The organism is Idiomarina sp. D18 (genome assembly GCF_057748155.1).
This window is the reverse complement of sequence record NZ_CM173240.1, coordinates 1,918,946-1,936,154: the sequence shown is the minus strand read 5'-3', so window position 1 is coordinate 1,936,154 and position 17,209 is coordinate 1,918,946. Positions and strand designations below refer to the sequence as shown.

Genomic DNA, 17,209 nt, shown 5'->3' with positions numbered 1-17,209 from the left:
TTTGGGAAGTATGAGCTAAAACCGCTGTGAGAACAGCGGTTTTTTTATGTCTTTTGTCATTAGAAATTAACGTAACAAAGATGGAACATCTTTATGGGTATCGCGTTTCCCTGTAAACGAAGTAAAAGGTTTTTCGCTCTACTAATTGTCAGTGGGCTGCTGTCCGCATGTGGGTCACGGGTTTCGAGTGTTGCCGATACGGTGAAATTCGCATTTTCGGGACCTCAGGACGTAACCTTGACCGCTTCGCAAATAAATCAATTAAACTATGCTACAACGTACGCAACGTTAAGCGGTCAACCTAGAGCCGCGATAGTACTGACGTTTATCGATCACTCGACAGTGTACGGACAACAAACGCAGTGGGCCGCTCAAGATGATGAAATCATATTGTTACGCAACGGACGTCTGTATGGGACACGCAACTTGCGCGACGAGTTTAGTGCCGTAAAGTATGATGTGCTCGGTATCGAGAGTGCTCAAACCGACCCTTTAAACTGTTATCTGCGCAGCGCGAAAGCCCCTCAAAACTGTGCTAAATCCTGGCAAGCGATGGCAACCGTTACTTCCGATTTTCGTGATATTCGCTACGATCTAACGAGCCAGATTAACGAAGTGAGTCATGAATCGGTCGCACTCTCGAATGCCACGCTAGATGCAGTAAAAGTCACTGAGACATTGACGGTAAAAGCCCAGCACGGTGGTTCGCATAAATACAAGAATACGTATTGGTTTGCTCATCATCAGTTAATCAAGAGTGACCAACAGCTGGTGCCAGAACTTCCGCGTCTGACGACTGAGTCAATCAAGATGATAGGTGGGCTTGAATAATGATGAACCGTATGTTCCAAACGTTAGTCGCCGGGTTGTTAATTGTGTCGTTTACAGCTTTAGCACAGCAACATCATCCCGTCACGTTGACTTGGAAAACCGCAACTAGCGAACATAATTACACGATTAATCCAAATGCGACGTTGGGTGACTTCTTAGCACAACAAGTGAACGATCCGACCGTTTACAACTGGGCTGCCTCGCGACTTGTTTCAGATGATCTCACTCGGCAAGTAGAGCGCGAAAGAACTGCAGTGCTAGCTGAATTAAACTTACAAAAACAAAGTGCATTGAGTTCGGGTGAGTCAGAACGAGCGGCAGCGTTAAATGATATCCGCAGTTGGCTAGCAGCCTTACCTTTAGCGGGATCGCACTTCATCGGTGTTCCATTTTATCAGTTACGGGCCCATAAGAACTTTAATCCACAAATGCAGTTACCTAAACAGCGCACGCAGTTAACGCTGGTTTCGCCCAAGACTCAGAATGTTATAAAAGCAGAGGTGGTTGGCGCCGTCAATTCACCAATTTTAGTTGAACCTGGAACTGACTTGGTAACCGCTTTAGAACGTGCTCAGCCCAATCCACATGCTTTAGATAGTCGTGTTTGGCTTATCAAACAAAATGGAACCGTAATTCACATGCCTGCGGCGGTTTATAATCAAAACCAAGCTGCGGTCTGTTACAGACATGAAACGGCACTGCCATGGATCGATGTCGAACAGTGGCAAGGCATTGATTGTTGGCCAGATGAGGCAGTCAATGAGGGCGACATAATCTTTGTGGGATTAAAGAATGCAGTAAACCTCAATAAACGAATAAGCCAATTACTTAAACATCGAGCGATATTTCAATGAGTTCTATGAAAACGGTGAAACATATAACCCCACTATTTTTGCTATCAGCCGTGTTCTCGGTAACGAAGGTGCAAGCGCAAGATATCAGTGAGCATATGATTGGACAGCCAACGCAAAGTGACTTTGGTGGCGTTGGCTTAATGCAAATGCCCACGGCTCGAATGGGGCGCTCAGGTGAGTTCACATTATTTTATTACGACAACGAAGAATATCGTCGTATGGCATTTAATATGCAGCTTTTCCCTTGGTTTGAAGCGACGATTCGATATAACGACATTCGTACACGCTTATACAGCTCATCTCCAGAGTTTAGTGGCGATCAAACTTATAAGGATCGAGGTGTCGATGTTAAATTTCGTTTGTGGGAAGAGTCGAAATGGATACCCGAATTAAGCGTTGGATTACGTGACCTTGCTGGAACGGGAAAGTTTGCCGGCGAGTACATCGTTGCCTCAAAACGCTATAAGAACTTTGATTTTACGCTCGGATTAGGCTGGGGGAACCTAGGCACAAACGATAATATCTCTAATCCATTTTGCGAAGTCACGGACCGCTTTTGTAATCGACCTGAGGGCACCACCGCACGGGGCGGCACGTTTGAGACGGATAAGTGGTTCCGAGGAGACACGTCGCTATTTGCTGGCGTTGAATATCAGACGCCATGGGATCCTTTATCAATAAAAGTGGAATACGAGGGGAATGATTACTCGGATGAAGTGTCTGGTACGCCAATTGTACAAGACAGCCACTTTAATTATGGTGTGCATTATCGGGTGACTGATAACTTAAACGTGCAGTTAAGTTATGAACGCGGCAACACATGGATGTTCGGGTTTAACCTACGTGCGAACTTTAATGATATTAAGCAATATAAAAAGCGTGAGCGCAAACGCGATAAGTCAGACTTTGCTGATCGTCCGGTCGATATGCAGCAAGTCGACACGGATAAACTCGTCACGGATTTACGCGCCGAGGGCGGTTGGCTGAGCCACAATATCGCGCTTTCAGACGATGGTAAAACGCTTTCGTTAACCGGTTACCCTATTGGCTATAGTAATCAAATGGAGGCGTTGGATAGATCTTCTCGCGTTTTACTGACAGAACTTCCTGACTCGATTGAGCAGTATCAATTTATCGATAGAGTTCTGGGTATGCCGATGAGTCAAACTAACGTTGACGCTGTAAAGCTTGAAGATAATGTGAAGCAGCGTTACTTAACAAAACATGATGATATCTATCGGCTGACGGAAGTAAATGAGTCACAGGATAACACGCTATATGATCGACCGTTCGAGCTTGGTTGGCCGCGTGTCAGTGCTCGTCCTTATTTAGTCCAGAGTTTTGGCGGTCCTGAAAACTTTTACATGTACCAGCTGAGCGCCGACATACAGATGAATTGGCAGTTAGCCAATAATTTTGTTGTAACCGGCGCTCTGGGTGTAAATCTACTGACCAATTATGACGAATTTAATTTCTTAGTCCCTGGCTCAGATGAGGCACCATTGCCTCGGGTACGTACCTATATTCGTGAGTACGTCACTTACTCTGATGTATGGCTAGATGATCTGCAAGCGACTTATATCAAGCAATGGAATCAAAATTTGTATACCTCAGTTTATGGTGGGTATTTCGAACGAATGTTTGGTGGTGTCGGGTTCGAGACCCTATACAATCCACTCAATCAGGGCTGGGCGATTGGTATTGATATTAACTATGCAAAGCAGCGCGACTTTGATAGTTATACTGGCTTCCGCGATTACTCGGTCGTGACCGGACATGTGACGGGCTATTGGAAAGTACCCAAGCTTGATGATGTTCTTGTGAAAGTGGCATTGGGACGCTTCTTGGCCAAGGACGTCGGTGTGCAAGTGAACTTCGAGAAGAAATTCGATAGTGGTATTATCGTTGGCGCTTATGCCGCGAAGACTGATGTATCGGCAGACGAGTACGGTGAAGGCAGCTTTACTAAAGGCTTCTACTTAAGTATTCCGTTTGACTTGATGCAGATTTATGACTCGGTTGGTCGTGCCAGTTTTGGCTGGACACCGCTTACACGCGATGGCGGTCAAATGTTGATGCGTTCACAACGTTTATTTGGCGTGACCGAGCCGCGTAACCGCTACTATACCGAATCTGATTTATATAAGTAGAGCGAAGAAGGCGAGAGAAGTGAAAATTACAGTTGCAGGAACAGGCTATGTCGGTCTCTCCAATGCGGTGCTACTGTCGCAAAATAACGAGGTGGTTGCCTACGATATCGATCCTGAGAAGATCGATTCCATTAACCGTAGGCAAGCACCGATTGTGGATACAGAATTACAGCAGTACTTAACGGAAAAACCATTATTTCTCAACGCCACGAATGATGCAGCAGAAGCATTTAGTGACTGTGATTGGGTGATTGTAGCTACGCCGACAGATTATGATCCGATGACGAATCACTTTAATACCGCGTCGGTCGAAAGTGTCATTCAGCAAGTTATTGCAGTCAATCCGGATGCAGTCATTGTGATTAAATCCACGGTGCCTGTAGGTTATACTGAGAAAATAAAACGCCAGTTTAATACCAATAATATTATGTTTTCACCTGAGTTTTTACGTGAAGGTAGGGCGTTGTTTGATAACTTATATCCTTCACGTATTATTGTAGGTGAACGCTCCGAGCGGGCAAATTTATTCGCGGGCTTATTGCAGCAAGGCGCGATTAAGCAAGATATTCCAGTTTTGACAACCGATAGCACCGAAGCAGAAGCTATCAAACTATTTGCGAATACCTACTTAGCAATGCGTGTTGCCTACTTTAATGAACTTGATACATATGCCGAAGTCCACGGCTTAGATACGCGGCAAATCATTGAGGGAGTTTGTCTCGACCCTCGAATTGGTGATCACTATAATAATCCAAGCTTTGGTTATGGTGGCTATTGTCTACCCAAGGACACCAAGCAACTCCTCGCAAATTATCATCAAGTGCCGCAAACGCTGATACAAGCGATAGTCGATGCGAATACAACCAGAAAGGACTTCGTAGCGCACCAAATCGCTGCCAAACAACCCGAACACGTTGGTATTTATCGCTTGGTGATGAAAACCGGGTCTGATAATTTTCGGGCTTCCGCTGTGCAAGGAATCATAAGCCGTTTGAAGGAACGTCAACTTAATGTCGTTATCTATGAACCGGTGCTCGAAGAGGAAAACTTTTTGGGATGTGAGGTTATTCGTGATCTCTCAGTATTTAAAAGCAGAGCGGACTTGATTGTGAGTAATCGTCTTACCGAAGAACTCTTCGATGTTGCAGATCGCGTTTACACCAGAGACTTGTTTAATGCCGATTAAACATTAATATCATTTGATAATCTTTCTAATGAAACAGACATACGCTAATAACTATAGTTTTAAAAGGCCGGTGAATGAATAAGAGTATCCTATTAACAGGTGGCACAGGTTATATTGGCTCCCACACAACCCTCGAACTTTTAAATAACGGCTATGAGGTGGTAGTCATTGATAATCTCTCAAATAGTAGCCGTGAGAGTTTAAAGCGCGTTGAGCAATTGACACAAAAATCCGTGACCTTTGCACAGGTCGATGTGCGTGACGCAGAGGCATTAAACCAAGTATTTGAGAACCATAATATTCAGTCTGTGTTGCATTTTGCTGGCCACAAAGCGGTCGGTGAAAGTGTGGAAAAGCCCATTCAATATTACCAAAATAATGTCGCGGGTACGTTAACGCTGTGTGAGGTGATGGCGCGAAATAATGTATTTGAACTGATTTTTTCATCGTCAGCTACAGTTTATGGAGCAAACGCGCAATCGCCAATTAGTGAGTCAATGCCGATTGGTGCAACGACAAATCCGTACGGAACCAGCAAATATATGGTGGAGCGGATGCTGATGGATCTAGCCGCTTCGGATCCTCGTTGGCGCATCGCTACATTGCGCTATTTTAACCCAGTCGGTGCACACCGATCTGGCCAAATAGGCGAAGACCCCAATGGTATACCGAATAATCTCGTGCCTTTTGTCAGTCAGGTCGCTGTAGGTAAACTCGATCAGTTACAGGTATTCGGTAATGATTATGATACGACCGATGGCACGGGCGTTCGTGATTATATTCATGTTGTCGATCTGGCGTTAGGACATATTGCGGCATTGCGTTATATGGACAGTCACCAAGGTTTTGAGGCCTTTAACTTAGGCACAGGTAAAGGCTACTCAGTCTTGGAAGTGGTGGACGCTTTTGAGCAACAGTCTGGATTGAATATCCCCTATACGGTTGCGCAGCGTCGACCGGGTGATATTGCAAAATGTTTTGCAAACCCAGAAAAGGCGAGCAAGCTGCTAGGTTGGCAAGCCAAGTGTGAATTAGCAGAAATGATGCGAGATACTTGGCATTGGCAGTCGCAGAACCCGAATGGATACGACCAATAAGCGATAGACTCATCATGTTAAAAATAAAAAGCACTGACTCAAACCGCACACTGCTCTCACTTGACGATAGTTATTTATTTGACGACGTTCACGATTGGCGTGCGCAACGCCTTACCGAGATTGACCTTAAACCGGCAAAGCAGCAACTGGTTATTGGCGAATATAAGAACGTGACAGAGGGTCGAAAGGTCACTCATACGTTGTGTAGAAGCCGTGCGGCCATTGAAGCACTTCAACAACCCACTCATTCTTTTACAGCGATTGTAAACAAAATTCGCTCGAGTCAGTGGCTGGGTGTCACGGGAAAACCCATTACCGACGTTGTAAATATTGGTGTCGGAGGATCGGATTTAGGTCCTCAAATGGCAAGTTTTGCACTCAAAGAGTTTGATGATGAATCGTCTTCAAGCGCGGTTGATGTCCACTTTGTCTCATCGATGGATGGTGGGCAGCTATACGCAGTCCTTCCTATCGTTGATCCAGAAACCACGTTATTTGTAATTGCTTCAAAATCATTTGGCACGATAGATACGTTCGCGAATGTGGACACCGTAAAGTGCTGGGTGAATCATGTCATGTCCGAGTCAGCTTGGCTGGAGCACCATGTCATTGGTGTGTCTTCTAATAAGGAGAAAATGACGGCTTACGGTATACCTGAACATCACCAGCTCAGCTTTGACGAAGGCGTAGGCGGGCGTTTCTCGCTGTGGTCCACGATAGGTCTCAGTATTGCAGTGTCTATCGGTATGGCGCCATTTTGTAAGATGTTAGCCGGTGCGTTAGCGGTGGACGAGCATTTTTTAACTGTACCAGATAACGACAACGTACCTGTTCGATTGGCGTTAAATGGTGTCTATTTACGTCAGCAAAAGGGCATCAATAATTTAGCAATTTTGCCTTATGATGGGCGTTTACGCATGCTGCCTTCCTATCTTCAGCAACTGGATATGGAAAGTAATGGTAAGCAGGCCACACGTGACAATAAATCTTTGCATCAGCCGACAGGACCCATTTTATGGGGCGGATTTGGTCCAAATGGGCAACATGCCTTTTATCAACATTTACATCAAGGCTACGATGATTTTGCGGCTGATTTCGTACTGGTTCTTAATCGAAGTGCTACGAGGTTTTCTCCACAAGTAGCAGCCTCTTTGCAACAGCAACAACGGCTCTCTGTGGCAAACTGTCTAGCTCATCGACGCTTGCTGTGGTGGGGGGACAAAAGTGTTGAATCGCCGCGTGATAATTACCCGGGGAGTCATGCATCGAATCTTCTTCTCTTAGATGAATTGACGCCAGAGAGCTTTGGCGCATTGATAGCAGTGTACGAACACAAGATATTCATTCAAGGACTGCTGTGGGATGTTAACTCCTTTGATCAACCGGGTGTTGAGAAAGGTAAAAAGTACGCCCTCTCAGTGCTAGATGCGCTCTCGGATAATCAGAATGAAGACTTCGACGATGTGACTAACGCGTTGATAGATTATTATCGCCAGCATATAAATAGAGACAGCTAATGTTTAAACGCGACGTGATACGCATTGCGCGAGAGGCAGGGGCGGCTATCATGCGGGTAAAGCAAGAGCATTCGCTTCAGATTTCAACGAAAGCTGACGAGAGTCCAGTGACCCAGGCTGATTTAGCGGCGCACCATGTGATTGTCGATGCCTTGCGAAAACTAGCAACAACATACCCTGTGATATCGGAAGAGTGTTGTGATATTTCCTGGAGCCAACGCAAAAACTGGCATCGTTACTGGTTAGTTGACCCCCTAGATGGCACGCAAGAATTCATTAAAGGCAACGATGAATTTAGCGTTAATATCGCGTTGATCGAGCAGGGAGTTCCCATTTTAGGGGTTGTCTATGCACCTGCTTTAGATGATCTTTACTACGGTGAGCGCGATGTCGGCGCAGAGCTTAATGGACAATCGATTACTGCGGTTACTCGAGTGCCAGAAACACTACGTGTGATGATCTCACGTTCACACCCTTCTGAAGAAACCTTAACTTGGCTTGAGCAACTCACGGTGCCTTATGAGACGATTGCAGTGGGAAGCGCACTCAAACTGTGTTGGATTGCAGCGGGCAAAGCAGATTTATATCCTCGCCTAGGGCCCACCAGCGAATGGGATATCGCCGCCGGTCAAGCTGTATTACTATCAGCAGGGGGTGTTGTAAATAAAATTAACGGAGAACCCTTGCGGTATAACCAAAAAGAGTCCTTCTTAAATCCGTCGTTTATCGCTAAAACAAGGGCTTATGTCATATAGTTATGAGAATATGAAATATTAGTAACAACTAATTTACAAAATGTTACATTTTGTTCGATTTGGGGGTTACTAAATATTAACAACTTGGTGTAGGATTGGTGGTCCTGGGTAAAAACACAACAACGAGGTTCCCATGACAACCAAATCTTTCAAGCTGGCCTCTCTGTCAGCAGCAGTGCTTTTAGGCCTCACGGCATGTGGGGGCAGCGATGATACAAACTATGCTCCCGAGGTGAGTGGGCAAAACATTGCGTCAGCACAACAGTGGTCTCCAGTTTCTGGTTCTGTGACCGCTACTGATGCGAATAACGATAATCTAACGTATAACGCAAGAGTTGTTGTTCCTGAAAATTCTGAAGCCCCCGGAACGGTTTCGATTGATAGTAGCGGTCACTTCACTTACTTCCCGCTTACACTGGATCCTGCAACGATTGAAGTGTTAGTAAGTGATGGTGAGTCAACATCGATTGCAAAAATCGAAGTCCAACATGTCGATGGTGACCCGCTTGCCTATCAACAATGGCACCTGCGTAACACCGGGCAATTAGCGTTTGTGCAGAGCGAAGCATTCTTCGACTTCCTGATTAACAGTTTCGGTTACACCCAAGAGCAAGCTTACGACTTGTTCCTAGACCCAACCGTATCAATTGCAGGTAATGACATGAACGTCATTCGTGCATATGCCGAGGGTGCTTATGGCCAAGGCATGATGGTGGGTGTCGTGGATTCAGGTGTAGAAATTAATCACCCTGATCTGCGCGCTAATATCGCAGCCAATAAATCGCTAAACTTGGTTGCTGATGCAACAAATAAGTCGGATCCAACCAGTTCGGCGGTGTTGGGTGACCACGGTACTTCAGTCAGCGGTTTGATTGCCGCAACCGCAAACAATGGTATTGGCGGCCGTGGTGTAGCGCCTCAAGCAAAAGTATTTGGCGTAAATTATCTAGGTGGTAGTGGCACGCAAACTACACTTAACAATGGCTTAAGTCACGGTATCCCCGGTAGTGGAGTGAGTGAAAGCGATCCTGTCATTGCTTATAACCGAAGCTACGGAATTTCTGTACCTTTTGCACTTTATGCCTCAGCAACTGACGAAGCTTTTGCAACTTACTCAATGTTAAACCTACGTAACGGATTGGGTGCTGTAAACGTTAAGTCTGCGGGTAACTCGTTTGATGATACGGGTGCAGCAGGTTACTTTTCTGATATCTGTAGTGCATCTGGCGCGATAGAATTAGGTTTGAGTTGCCTAAATGGTAACTTGGATCCAAGTAATGCGAGCTTTTTTAACGTTTCGGTTGCAGCTGTTAATGCGGACGGCACACATACAAGCTACTCAACAGCGGGTTCAAATATTTTCATATCAGCACCGTCAGGTGAGTTTGGTGAGTTAGAACCAGCCATGGTTACCACTGACCAATCAACCTGCTTACAAGGCTATTCGAGCTTTCCTTACGGTGACTCGCTTGATGGTCAGGTGGGAGTGCCTGGATATTATGCCGGCATCCAGTCGTTCAATGCACCAGGCCATCCAGAGAACGTGTCGTGTGACTACACCAGTACGTTCAACGGTACGTCGTCTGCGGCACCAAACACTACCGGTGTGGTCGCTCTCATTGGTTCCGCTAACCCAAGCTTAAGTGCGCGTGAAATTCGTCATATCTTAGCAAGCACAGCGACCGTGATTGACGAGGCTGATCCAGGTGTTGTCTTGACCGTCGGTGATGGCGAGTTCGTCGCAGACGCTGGCTGGATCGAGAATGCCGCAGGTTATAACTTTAACCTAAAATATGGTTTTGGTCGTGTTAATGCCGGTGATGCGGTTCAAATGGCTAAAGAAATGAGCCCTGGCGCACTGGGTCCACTTACGACTTCAAATTGGGTTGACGTTTCTCCAGAAGAGCCAGTTGAAGTACCTGATAATAATGCAGAGGGCGCAACATACACCTTTGATATGGAAGCGGGTATCACCCTTGAAGGTTTAGAGTTTGAACTGACTGTAGCAAACGACGATTTTGACGGTTGCTCATTGTCAACAGCAGGTAACGACATCGCAATCGAGGTGACCTCTCCTGCGGGTACCACAACTCAATTGCTAACAGGTCGTCAGGCACTTAACGTCGGTGCGGATGCTACCTGTAGCGAATATATTCTTGAAGACACGCGCTTCTTAGCAAATGCCTTCTATGGCGAAGACGTAGGCGGCACTTGGACTATCCGTTTAGTCGATACTAACGGCGAAGATTTAATCGCTGACGGTCGGGCGTTAGGTGGCGCAGCAGAAGACACGTTCGCTAATAACTCTACACCTACACGCTTAGAAGCTGTTTCAGTGCGTGCCTTTGGTCACTAATAATTGAGCGCTAGGAGAATAACATGAAAAACGCATTATTAATCACAGCAGTGGCGCTCGGCGTGGCTTCGACCAGTGCGATGGCACAGGACGACGGAAAGTTGCCACACCGCGCAAAAGCGGAAGCGCCTACTAAAGCATTTAACGTAGGTAATGATTACAAAACCTATCGTTTTACCAAGTTACCAGAAGGCGCTGCACCAGTGCTCAAAGGTCGTGGCGATGTACTACTTGCTGGTACCGAGATGACTAACAGCATTACCGGTAAGCCAGCGTTGGTATCGGGTATTATCTCTGTATTAATGAATACCCACGATGCAGACGCCGTTGCTAACCAACTGGGCTTAACTGTTGAACGTGTTTACCCACGTTTAGACTTAGTACTTTTCAAGGCCTCTGAAGGCACTGAAATGCTGGCGTTACGTAATTCTATTAAGGCAATTGAGGGCGTTAATGGAGTTGACGTAGAGATCGTTGAAGAACGTATGACGCCAGATGTATTGAGATAATTTGACAAGGACTGTGTACAGGCTCAAATAGAGATTCCCTGGTGTTTTGAGTCTGACTACATACATTTGTCATAATTTCTCTGCTAAGATTGGCCCCACTAATAGTTAGTGGGGCCTTTTTTATGAAACGAACTTTGATCGCCGCAAGCTTAGTCGCTTGTTCTTTTTCTGCCGCAGCTCAGACTTCAACTGAAGAACCTAATATTATCTATATCATTGGTGATGGTATGGGCTTTGAATATATCAGTGCCTATCGCTATGCAATGTCTGATCTTGAGACGCATACTGTCGCACCGATTGAATTTGATGCTATGCTGACTGGCGCTGCAACGACTTACCCAGAGGACAAAACGTGGGTAACCGATTCAGCAGCGGGCGCGACAGCATTAGCAACAGGTGAAAAAACATATAACGGTGCAATCGGTGTAGATAACGATAAGCACCCACTTAAAACCATTATGGAAATGGCTAAGGACAACGGTTGGGCAACGGGTGCTGTTTCGACCTCTCAAGTCAATCACGCGACTCCTGCATCCTTCTTCAATCATCACCCCTCACGCTACGAGTATAATGAAATCGCTGACTTGATAGCTGAGCAAGTTGTTAATGGTCATCCTTCATTTGACGTGCTGTTGGGCGGCGGACGGAGTTACTTCGAGCGCGTAGATAAAAACTGGTTTGAAATTTTACCTGACTATGGACTAACAATTACTACCGATTTAAATTCGTTGGACGAAATTGACGAAACACCTGTTTTGGGTACGTTCGCTCCAAAAGGCTTGCCTTTTGCGATTGATGGGGACGTCAATGCTTTAGCAAAAATGACTGATGCAGCGTTACGTTTACTTGAGCCAAAAGAAGGCTCATTTGCCCTTATGATTGAAGGCAGTGAAATTGACTGGTGCGGTCACGCTAATGATATTGCCTGTGCGGTACACGAAATGGATGGCTTAAATCGCGCTCTTGAGGTGGTACGAGAATTTCAAGAGAAGCACCCAAATACGTTAGTGGTGATGACGGCTGACCACTCCACCGGTGGATTAACATTGGGCCGTGACGGTGATTATGCCTGGTATTCCGACCGAGTAATGAACATCGAGTCATCGATCAGCTCAATGGTTTCTGATCTGCTTAAACTGGATACTGAGAACTGGGCCGGTTACGTAGCAGACAAAGTGAACTACGATATGAGTGAAGAGTACATTGATGAGTTGATGTCAGCTGCCGACGAAGATGAGAAAGATCGCAAGGATGCATTGCATGACGCCTTGGTCTACATTACCGGCGACATAACAGGGACCGGCTGGACAACGAGCGGTCATACTGGCGTTGATGTCCCAGTATTTGCTCGCGGTCCTCATAGTGAGGCGTTCCGTGGCTACATGAACAATACAGATATCGCAAAAGCCCTAATCGATATCGTCAAATAGATACTCGGTAAATACCGGTTTTGTGACCGCGTGTATCCTAGTGGGTATGCGCGGTTTTTTTTGTAAATAACCTTGATACACACTTGCAAATGAGAAACGTTCGTATTTAAATGGTGTCATCCGTTGAGAGGGAGTAGCTATGAACGTGTTCCGACAGCAAGAATTATTGTATCAACAATTGCGTCAAGGCTCGGGGTATTTAAAACGTGCTCAGTGGCAAGACGCATGCACGGTGCTTAACGATGCTCAAGCCACCGCACTTGAGTTATCCCATGTGCCTTGGTTTGCGAGCAACGCTCAACAGCACTATGCCACAGCAGTCATGCTAAGCTGTGGTGCATATATACATTTAGATGACTTTGAGCATGCGTTGCGTTTGATTCAAACCGCTACGCGACAGTTTGATAGTTGGCTGAGTGATAGCTCGATGCATGAGGCGAGAAAAACCTTATACGCGTGCAGAGCACAGCTGATTAAAGCATGTCGTCATGTGCATCAAGTCGCTGCCGTGCAGACACAAAAAAGCCGCACTGAATGAGTGCGGCTTAGTCATAAAGCCACGCTTAAAATGCGTATTTTGCCATGAACTGTAAGCGGTTAAGATCACCGTCAAAACCGGCTTCTGTTTCACGCTGTGCTTTTGAAATTTCTGCACCAAACGTCAGATTCGAAGCGGCACTATACATCACGTTAAAAGCTAAACGTTGAGAGTACTTGGTCGAACTACCACCAACCCATGCCTCGGGGTTATCGGCCCAGCCGCGTGAGTAAATCACGTTCGAGCGAATTTTGTCGGTCCAAAAATGACGGTAAGCAAACGAAATACCAGTTGAATCGATCGCTTCTAAATCGCCGTTGCCATTAATCACAGCACCATTCCATTGGTTCAGCGCAAGGTAACGACCTAAACCCGAGCCTGTAGTAATTGACGCGCGGATGTCGTCCATGCCAAAGCTGTATTTTGCGCCTAAGCTCACGCCGTAACCAAATTCAGTTTCGTCGTCGCCATCACCGTTGACGTCATAGGTGAGCTGACGTAAGAGCGTTGATGCCTGCCAAGTGAGGTTATCGCTCTTGCCTGAGTATTTTAAGGTCACATCCGGCATAAAGCCGTCGCTAGAGACAATACGTCCATTACCATTCGCAATGGTATCAGTGACTGTGGTTTCTGGGTTTTCAATCGATACGCTGAAGCCGCCAGAGGTATAGCGGATCTGCGCTTGACGGTTAAAAACGATACCGTCCGTTACACCGATGAAGTCAACTGACTCACCCAAAATGTTCAGATCTTGGAAGTTTGACCAGGTTTGACCAAAGGTCCAATTTTTGTATTTGATGAACGCGTGACGCAAACGCGAATTATACGAGTTGGAGATGCGTTGGTCACCGTCTGGGGTCAATTGGAAATCCATTTCAACATGGCCGGTCAGTACTTCACCGTTATCGAGTTTCGTTTCTGTGCTGAGGAAAAAACGTGACTCACGTGCACTGAAATCAGTGACCATATCGTCGCCATTACCGCCTACTGGCGTCAGGCTTGGAATATATTGTTGGCGCGCAATGCTGCCACTGGCTGGCGCTTGACCATCGGTGTAGTCAGAAACCATTAAGTCGAGTTTTACGTATCCACCAAAAGATACGTCAGTGTCTGCTGCTTGTGCGCTGATTGATGCGGCGCCAAGCGCCGCTGCAATAGCTGCAGATAATGCAATAGATTGTGTAGAGCGTGCTTTTGCCATGGTGTTCTCCCGTGTGAAAGCCGTCGTTATTGTATTATTCACGTCAGTAATTCTCGGTAATTGGTCAGTTTTTAGCAATCTAGACTATGGTCTAATAGTGTTAATAAAGTGTAGTACGTACAACAGTTACCATCTTGCGAATAAAGGAGGAAGAGGTAATGTCGCAACTGTACAAAGTTCCAGAAAACATAAAAAACACAGCGAAAATTACAAACGACGATTATTTGGAAATGTATCAAGCGTCGATTAATGACCCAGAGGGTTTCTGGCGTGAACAGGGTAAACGAATCACGTGGTTTACTCCATACACCAAAGTCAAAAATACCTCTTTTAGTCCGGGTAACATCAATATTAAGTGGTATCAAGACGGTACGCTTAACGCCTGTTATAACTGTATTGACCGCCATCTTGCCGATAAGGCCGATAAAACAGCCATCATTTGGGAGGGCGACGACCCGAGTGTCGATAAACACATTACTTATCGCGAGATGCATAAAGAAGTTTCCCGCTTCGCCAATGGACTGAAGAAGCTGGGCGTTGGCAAAGGTGACCGTGTGGCGATTTACATGCCGATGGTGCCTGAGGCGGCTTATGCCATGCTAGCGTGTGCGCGTATCGGTGCAGTGCATTCGGTCATTTTCGGTGGCTTTTCTCCGAATGCTATTGCTGATCGTATCAACGACTGTGGCGCTAAGGTGATTATCACCGCCGATGAGGGACGTCGCGGTGGTAGCACCATTGGCCTTAAGAAGAACGTTGACGCAGCGCTCGAAGACGACGCCTGTCAAACCTTGGAGCATGTTGTCGTTAGCCAAGTCACCGAAGGCGCTGTGAATTGGACTGAAGGTCGCGATGTATGGTGGCATGAGCTCATTGCCGACGTCAGCGAAGAATGTCAGCCGGAAGTCATGGATGCAGAAGACCCACTGTTTATTCTTTATACATCAGGCTCTACGGGTAAGCCGAAAGGCGTGGTGCACACCACCGGTGGCTACATGGTGTGGGCTTCCATGACCCATGAATATGTATTTGATTGTCACGACGACGATATTTATTGGTGTGCGGCTGATGTGGGCTGGATTACCGGTCACTCGTACATTGTTTATGGTCCTTTTGCTAACGGTGCAACCTCGTTGATGTTCGAAGGCGTACCGACATACCCGGGCGTGGGTCGTATTGGAGAGATCGTCGATAAACATCAAGTATCGATTCTTTATACAGCGCCAACGGCGATTCGTGCGCTGATGGCAAAAGGCGATGAAGCTGCGAAAACCTCAACACGTGAATCACTCCGTGTACTGGGCAGTGTGGGTGAGCCGATCAACCCAGAAGCATGGGAGTGGTATCACAAACGCATTGGTAACGGTCAGTGTCCGATTATGGATACCTGGTGGCAGACCGAGACCGGTGGCATCATGATTACGCCATTGCCAGGCGCGACCGATTTAAAGCCAGGCTCAGCGACGCGACCTTTCTTTGGTGTCAAACCGGCGCTGGTCGACGGCGAAGGTAACAAACAAGAAGGCGAGGCTGAAGGTGGCTTGATCATTGAGGACTCATGGCCGGGCCAAATGCGTACGCTGTGGGGCGATCACGAACGCTTTGAGCAGACCTATTTCTCGACCTACAAAAATGTCTACTTTACCGGTGATGGTGCCAAACGCGATGCCGATGGCTATTACTGGATTACCGGGCGCGTCGATGATGTCTTGAACGTTTCAGGTCACCGCTTAGGTACTGCTGAAATTGAGAGCGCGTTGGTTGCACACAGTGCGGTCGCGGAAGCGGCTGTCGTAGGCTTCCCGCACGATATCAAAGGGCAGGGCATTTACGTTTATATTACGCCGGTCGATGGTGTTGAGGTGACCGATGAACTGACCAAAGAGGTACGCAACTGGGTACGTTCAGAGTTAAGCCCGATTGCGACGCCGGATATCTTGCATTGGACGAAAGGTTTACCTAAAACACGGTCAGGAAAAATCATGCGTCGTATCTTGCGCAAGATCGCAGCTAATGAGTTTGATAATTTAGGTGATACCTCTACGCTTGCCGATCCAAGTGTGGTAGATTCTTTGATAGAACATCGTAAGAATCAATAACCTAAAGCGCTCATGGCAAAATTTCTAATAGCAGATGACCACCCGCTGTTTCGCGAGGCGCTTCAAGGCGCGCTCGCGAACCATTTCGAAGAATTGACGCTGCGTGAAGCCGAGGATTTAGACTCGACACTCGCCGCGCTTAATGAAGACGATGACGTGGATCTTCTGCTGTTGGACTTACACATGCCGGGTAGCGGCGACCTGTATGGTCTTATTCGGGTGCGGGAAGATTATCCAATGCTTCCCGTTGCCATTATCTCGGGTTCTGAAGATGCATCCATCGTGGCTAAATGCATCGGTTTTGGCGCCCTGGGATTTATCCCCAAATCACTTCCTTCAGCGCAAATAGCCGAAGCCATTAGCACCATACTGGATGGCGATACTTGGGTCCCAAAGGACAACCGTGACCGACTCGATGGTATTTCAAACGAGGATCAAGAGCTGGCGCGTAAAGTTTCAGAATTAACACCTCAACAATATCGCGTGCTGCACTTTCTACACGAGGGACTACTCAATAAACAAATTGCGTATCAGCTCAACATCACTGAAGCGACTGTTAAAGCGCATATCACCGCCATCTTCCGTAAGCTTGGGGTTTATAGCCGTACGCAAGCTGTCCTAGTGGCTGAACGTTTGCAATTGTAGACTGCGCACGATGCGCAAGAAAATCACGATGCAATTACTGA

General features: G+C 46.7%; 14 protein-coding genes. 13 read left to right on the top strand and 1 reads right to left on the bottom strand.

Annotated elements, in window-relative coordinates:
- The first annotated feature begins 93 nt into the window (after nt 1-93).
- The 11 genes from AC3AP5_RS09365 to AC3AP5_RS09315 all read left to right on the top strand — a co-directional run bounded on the left by AC3AP5_RS09365 (nt 94) and on the right by AC3AP5_RS09315 (nt 13,223).
- Complete coding sequence (locus tag AC3AP5_RS09365) at nt 94-831, top strand: YjbF family lipoprotein (protein WP_487326602.1); 738 nt, start codon at nt 94-96, stop codon at nt 829-831.
- A complete protein-coding gene (locus AC3AP5_RS09360; protein ID WP_272977577.1) occupies nt 831-1,685 on the top strand; it encodes a capsule biosynthesis GfcC D2 domain-containing protein in 855 nt (284 codons plus the stop codon). The genes AC3AP5_RS09365 and AC3AP5_RS09360 overlap by 1 nt, the downstream gene beginning before the upstream one ends.
- A gap of 5 nt (nt 1,686-1,690) precedes the next feature.
- Nucleotides 1,691-3,835 carry a YjbH domain-containing protein gene (locus tag AC3AP5_RS09355; protein ID WP_286681426.1) on the top strand — a complete coding sequence of 715 codons (2,145 nt, stop codon included), beginning with the start codon at nt 1,691-1,693 and terminating at the stop codon, nt 3,833-3,835.
- Nucleotides 3,836-3,854: 19 nt separating this feature from the next.
- The gene (locus AC3AP5_RS09350) at nt 3,855-5,021 is read left to right on the top strand and encodes a nucleotide sugar dehydrogenase (RefSeq protein ID WP_487326601.1); all 1,167 of its coding nucleotides are present in this window, start codon (nt 3,855-3,857) and stop codon (nt 5,019-5,021) included.
- Nucleotides 5,022-5,095: 74 nt separating this feature from the next.
- A complete protein-coding gene (galE, locus tag AC3AP5_RS09345) occupies nt 5,096-6,118 on the top strand; it encodes a UDP-glucose 4-epimerase GalE (protein ID WP_006954166.1) in 1,023 nt (340 codons plus the stop codon).
- A 14-nt stretch (nt 6,119-6,132) separates the two neighbouring features.
- Nucleotides 6,133-7,635 (top strand): glucose-6-phosphate isomerase, encoded by a 1,503-nt coding sequence (pgi, locus tag AC3AP5_RS09340; protein WP_286681424.1) that lies wholly within the window; start codon nt 6,133-6,135, stop codon nt 7,633-7,635.
- Nucleotides 7,635-8,390, top strand: a complete 756-nt coding sequence (gene cysQ / locus AC3AP5_RS09335) for a 3'(2'),5'-bisphosphate nucleotidase CysQ (protein WP_272977572.1) — start codon at nt 7,635-7,637, stop codon at nt 8,388-8,390. Before pgi ends, cysQ begins: the two co-directional genes overlap by 1 nt.
- Before the next feature lie 133 nt (nt 8,391-8,523).
- Nucleotides 8,524-10,746, top strand: coding sequence for a S8 family serine peptidase (locus tag AC3AP5_RS09330; protein ID WP_487326600.1), 2,223 nt, complete (start codon nt 8,524-8,526; stop codon nt 10,744-10,746).
- Between the two features lie 23 nt (nt 10,747-10,769).
- On the top strand, nt 10,770-11,255 hold the full coding sequence (locus AC3AP5_RS09325) for a hypothetical protein (protein ID WP_286681422.1): 486 nt from the start codon (nt 10,770-10,772) through the stop codon (nt 11,253-11,255).
- A gap of 122 nt (nt 11,256-11,377) precedes the next feature.
- On the top strand, nt 11,378-12,685 hold the full coding sequence (locus tag AC3AP5_RS09320; protein ID WP_487326599.1) for an alkaline phosphatase: 1,308 nt from the start codon (nt 11,378-11,380) through the stop codon (nt 12,683-12,685).
- 139 nt (nt 12,686-12,824) lie between these two features.
- On the top strand, nt 12,825-13,223 hold the full coding sequence (locus AC3AP5_RS09315; protein ID WP_487326598.1) for a hypothetical protein: 399 nt from the start codon (nt 12,825-12,827) through the stop codon (nt 13,221-13,223).
- A gap of 25 nt (nt 13,224-13,248) precedes the next feature.
- Here the strand turns inward: AC3AP5_RS09315 and AC3AP5_RS09310 are convergent, their stop codons facing one another.
- A complete protein-coding gene (locus AC3AP5_RS09310) occupies nt 13,249-14,424 on the bottom strand; it encodes a DcaP family trimeric outer membrane transporter (protein ID WP_487326597.1) in 1,176 nt (391 codons plus the stop codon).
- Nucleotides 14,425-14,582: 158 nt separating this feature from the next.
- On the opposite strand from AC3AP5_RS09310, the gene acs reads away from it, so the two are divergent.
- Together acs and AC3AP5_RS09300 are read left to right on the top strand one after the other, a co-directional pair.
- Nucleotides 14,583-16,523 carry an acetate--CoA ligase gene (acs, locus tag AC3AP5_RS09305; protein WP_487326596.1) on the top strand — a complete coding sequence of 647 codons (1,941 nt, stop codon included), beginning with the start codon at nt 14,583-14,585 and terminating at the stop codon, nt 16,521-16,523.
- A gap of 12 nt (nt 16,524-16,535) precedes the next feature.
- On the top strand, nt 16,536-17,168 hold the full coding sequence (locus AC3AP5_RS09300) for a response regulator transcription factor (protein WP_006954150.1): 633 nt from the start codon (nt 16,536-16,538) through the stop codon (nt 17,166-17,168).
- Nucleotides 17,169-17,209 lie beyond the last annotated feature (41 nt).